The organism is Chamaesiphon sp. VAR_48_metabat_135_sub, from assembly GCF_031418915.1.
Classification (GTDB): domain Bacteria; phylum Cyanobacteriota; class Cyanobacteriia; order Cyanobacteriales; family Chamaesiphonaceae; genus Chamaesiphon.
In genome coordinates this window covers 1-4,055 of sequence record NZ_JANOJV010000127.1, presented here as the reverse complement: position 1 = coordinate 4,055, position 4,055 = coordinate 1, and the positions used below count along the sequence as shown (strand labels likewise).

General features: G+C 46.4%; 3 protein-coding genes and 1 other RNA gene. 3 read left to right on the top strand and 1 reads right to left on the bottom strand.

All coding sequences use genetic code 11. From position 1 onward, the window contains the following. Positions 1–368, top strand: a transfer-messenger RNA (tmRNA) gene (gene ssrA, locus RMO55_RS08935); the annotation flags it as partial. A gap of 71 nt (positions 369–439) precedes the next feature. On the opposite strand, the gene RMO55_RS08930 is transcribed toward ssrA, so the two are convergent. Continuing rightward, a complete protein-coding gene (locus RMO55_RS08930) occupies positions 440–1,249 on the bottom strand; it encodes a serine protease (RefSeq protein WP_310425903.1) in 810 nt (269 codons plus the stop codon). A gap of 108 nt (positions 1,250–1,357) precedes the next feature. Here RMO55_RS08930 and RMO55_RS08925 point away from each other — a divergent pair, with 108 nt between their 5' ends. Together RMO55_RS08925 and RMO55_RS08920 are read left to right on the top strand one after the other, a co-directional pair. Continuing rightward, positions 1,358–2,155 carry a glutathione S-transferase family protein gene (locus tag RMO55_RS08925; protein WP_310425901.1) on the top strand — a complete coding sequence of 266 codons (798 nt, stop codon included), beginning with the start codon at positions 1,358–1,360 and terminating at the stop codon, positions 2,153–2,155. Between the two features lie 168 nt (positions 2,156–2,323). After that, the coding region (locus RMO55_RS08920) for a hypothetical protein (RefSeq protein WP_310425900.1) at positions 2,324–4,055 on the top strand (1,732 nt) is incomplete at its 3' end.

Here is a 4,055-nt window from a genome sequence, read left to right as displayed (position 1 = left end):
AAGCTGCACTGTGATACAGGTCGAGAGGGAGTCTACTCTCGTTAATATCGGCTCAAATAAATATAGATGCAAACAACATTGTACCTTTCGCTCGTAAAGCCGCTCCTGTAGCTGCTTAAAAACAACTTACGATTAATTTCTGAGTTCGAGCATTTATAGTATGACTCCGTTAATTACTATAGATAAACCTCAACGGATGCTCTATTTAACCGTCTCTGGTAGGTTGGATAGCTAAGATTCATCAGAGCATCCTGCGACCTGGGATAATAGGTCACTCCCGTCTTGAGGATTAGATAGACTATACCTGTGAATGAGCGGAAAGTTAATACCCAGGGCGGACGGCAGTTCGACTCTGCCCAGCTCCATTTTGTTTTAGACCCCGCTCGAGAGAATATCTCGAGCGGGGTTTGAGTTTGTGGATAGGGGAGAGTGGATTTGCCTAAAGCTTCGCATAGTCTTTGATAAACTCGATCGGAATTGCCCAATTAGCACGATTGAGCTGCTGTTGAAGGACATCGCTAACGATCGAGCCATCTTCGAGTAGTGCTGGGGTATCCCAGAGAGAATTGGCGCGAATGCCATTAATGCCGACTAGTTCGCCCGATCGATTAACTAGTGGTCCACCATTCATACCTTTGACGATCGGATAATCTGAGCCAATGCTATAGCCGCCAGAAACCGCGATCGGGAGAATTTGGGTGATTTGACCGCTAACGATGTTCGGTGCCCAGGCAGGCTTAGAACTGTCACTGGGAGGATCTAGTGAGAATCCAGAAGACCAGACTCGATCGCCAATTTTGGGATTGGCTGCAGCTAATTTGGCAGTAGCATAGATCCGCTTGCGACTTTGAAAGCGGAGGATGCTGAGATCGCGATTGTGTCCGGTGGGAGGGGTAATTAAAGCGGCTGCATAGACTTGTCCATCATGGGTTTGTAGTTGAAATGGCGCACTGGCTGATTGGATCGTATGGGTATTAGTGATGATGGTATAAACCTGATGTTTTCGATGGAGTAGCACCCCCGAACCGATGGTTTCGCCGTGTGCCAATACTCTAATCGAGATCGATCGCAACTGTTTCTGTAATTTTTGCTCTTGTGTAGCTGCTAACTCAGAGACAAACCAGGACTGAGTTAAAATTTTAGGGAGCGAGATCGTCAGAGTTGTGACATACAACATTGGTACCAATCTGGCAATCCAGTATTGCCAGAGGGAAAATTCTACTCGTTCGCTGGGCGTAAGCTTAGACATTAGAATCAGATCGGAGTGAAAACCGTAGTGTTGTAAACATGCATTTCACTGATGATGTTCTAGGATGAATGATAGTGCTGTTGTGAATTACGATCGAGAAAAAAATACATGCTGGAATTATACCAATTTGAATTGTCGCACTTTTCGGAAAAAGTTAGACTAATTCTGGACTATAAAAGGTTAGCATACCGCAAAATCGAGGTTGTGCCAGGAATGGGTCAACTGGACTTGTTTCGGATTTCTGGACAAAGACAAGTACCCGTACTCAAAGATGGTAATACTGTAGTTGCTGACTCCACCGCGATTGCTCTCTATTTGGACAAAAAGTACCCAGATAGACCCATTGTACCGACGAATCCCCAACAAAAGGCAACTTGCTTGCTATTAGAGCAATGGGCGGATGACTCGATCGGGTCGAAAGGACGTAAAATTTTGTTTGAAAGTCTGCGGAATAGTAACCTCAGAACTTCTATTTTACCGATCGGGACACCTGACGTGCTCAAAAATTTGATTGGCTCGATTCCCAAAGAGGCTGTCGATATACTCGGTTTGGGATTAGGTTTGACACCAGAGTCGATTAAGGCAGCTAAAGCAGAGATGCACCGCAGTCTAGAATCAATTTGTTTGCTACTGGCTCAAAATTCTGGTGCTTATCTTACTGGTGATACCCCTACTCTAGCAGACTTGACGGTAGCGGGTTTGAGTCTCTTGCTCAAAATCCCCGATGGGCCATATCTCAATATTCCTGAAAATCTGAAAGGGAAGGGTGTGCCTGGGTTTGCAGATAATCCCGACTACGATCTCTTTTTCACTTGGCGGGATAAGTTATATGCTGATTTCCGCAAACCACATACCCCAGATATCAATAATTCTGGAGCTGCACCGACAACAATTGCGATCGATTAAAAAGGCGGTTAGGACAGATCAGATCCCCGACTTCTCGAAGAAGTCGGGGATCTAGCCTAGGCTGTTGAATTTGTTGGTTTTCAGTTAAAATGTGCTGTGTCAATTTGCTTTGCTTGAAAGTCTATCTATGACAGGGTTTCAGCGATAGTAAGGGCTAACATTTTTTGGATGAACTACACCCCAAAAAAGGCACAAAGTCAACAGCCTAGATCTAGCCTCACCAAACATCCTGACTGCCCTGGCGACTGCTATAACTGTTTTTTTGGGAAGATCGCTTTCAAATCGATCGGGCCGATCGAATTTAGCATGATGAAATCACTAAGAAATGTATTGACGATCGTCGTTTCAGTGATGATTTCAATTTGCATCGCACATGCGAACCCCGCACCGGACAATTCTCCTCAAACTATTGCCGCTGTCGGTTCTTGGCGATCTGCTCCAGACTTATTGAGTCGCTACAAAGAAGCAGACTTGCGATCGTTTTATGCCAACAAAATATCATTTGTAGAACTATCAACTGCGGTTAAACCTGTCGCCGCCCCCAAACGCGCTGGCTTGCAAGCCACACACTGGAAAAATCTGCCCAGCGTCCCAACTATTCACACCAATGACGTTCCGAAAAATTGGTGTGGCAAACAGGCTCTAAATCTCGATCTGTATGCTGCCAAAAACCTTGGTGAAATCCTGACTGTCGGGGTGGCAAACAATGCCCCAACTGACCCCAAAGCTTTCCATGTCAATGATTACTTCCTCGCTAGCATCAAGGTGAACTGGCAGGGCTGGAAAAAAATCAGCATTCCCCTGAGTTCCTTCACGATGGTACGTCGATCTAATACCTGGAAACCAGAAACACCATTTAGATGCGGACAGGATTCTAGTATCGGTTGGGATCGAGTGTCTGGACTGTATCTATTTAGCAAGGTTTTTAACTACCAACCGCACCCAAACAGTGAGTTCTACATTGGCAGAGTATTTCTAGGCAAAGCAGGGGGAAAGTTGCCATCGATCGTTAGTCTGGCAGACTACCCATTACAATACAAATCATCATCAGATGTGGAGATTAAAGGTGTTGAAGGAGAACTCTTCAATCCTAGCAGCCCTAGAACGCGCTGGTGGAATCATCAGGCTCCAGAAATTAAGACCGACGCACCGCTACAACTCCCGTTAAGATTCGGCTCCTATTTCCGGCACGAACGCGCCCTGCTCGACTATTTCCCCCGTTACGAACCTGGGTACGTTAACTTCACTCCTCAGGGAGTCCCGACGATCTTTGCTGGCGGTAATGCGATTCAGTACGCACAACGCGGCGGCAAATGGCAAGTCATCAATTTAGCCGATATCATTGCTAACTATGCCAAGGAGAAGCTGGGATATGGCAAAGTTTCGATGCACAGTGGCGGACATATTGAGGATTCAACGATTCGATTCGATCGCGATGGCGATATTTACGCACTCGCCTGGATTAGCGATGGGGGTGCCAAGCGCGATGGTTTGCTGTTGCACAAAAGCGTCAAACGCCAGGATTGGGATGTCTACCAATTACCGTATAACCTAGCTCGGTTCGAGAAATTTGTCGGTCATAATCACGATGCATTAGCACGCCCGCCCGTCATTTATACCAGCCCTCGGGAAGCCCCGACTGCGGCGTATCTGATCTTGCCAGAAAAGCAACCGAATGGCACTTTGACTCTAGGCGATAAGCAGCTCGTTTGTGAGAAATGCATGGAAACTATCCCGCATTCTGGAACGGGAACTCAGTTACTCAGCGATGGCGATGATGTGTATGCCGTGTATGGAGTACCAGTTTTCAATCTGGACAAGAAAGATCCGATTTATCAGCGCGGATTGCCTACCTATATTACGAAATACAGTCGCCAGAGCAAGAAATTCTCCACCCCTG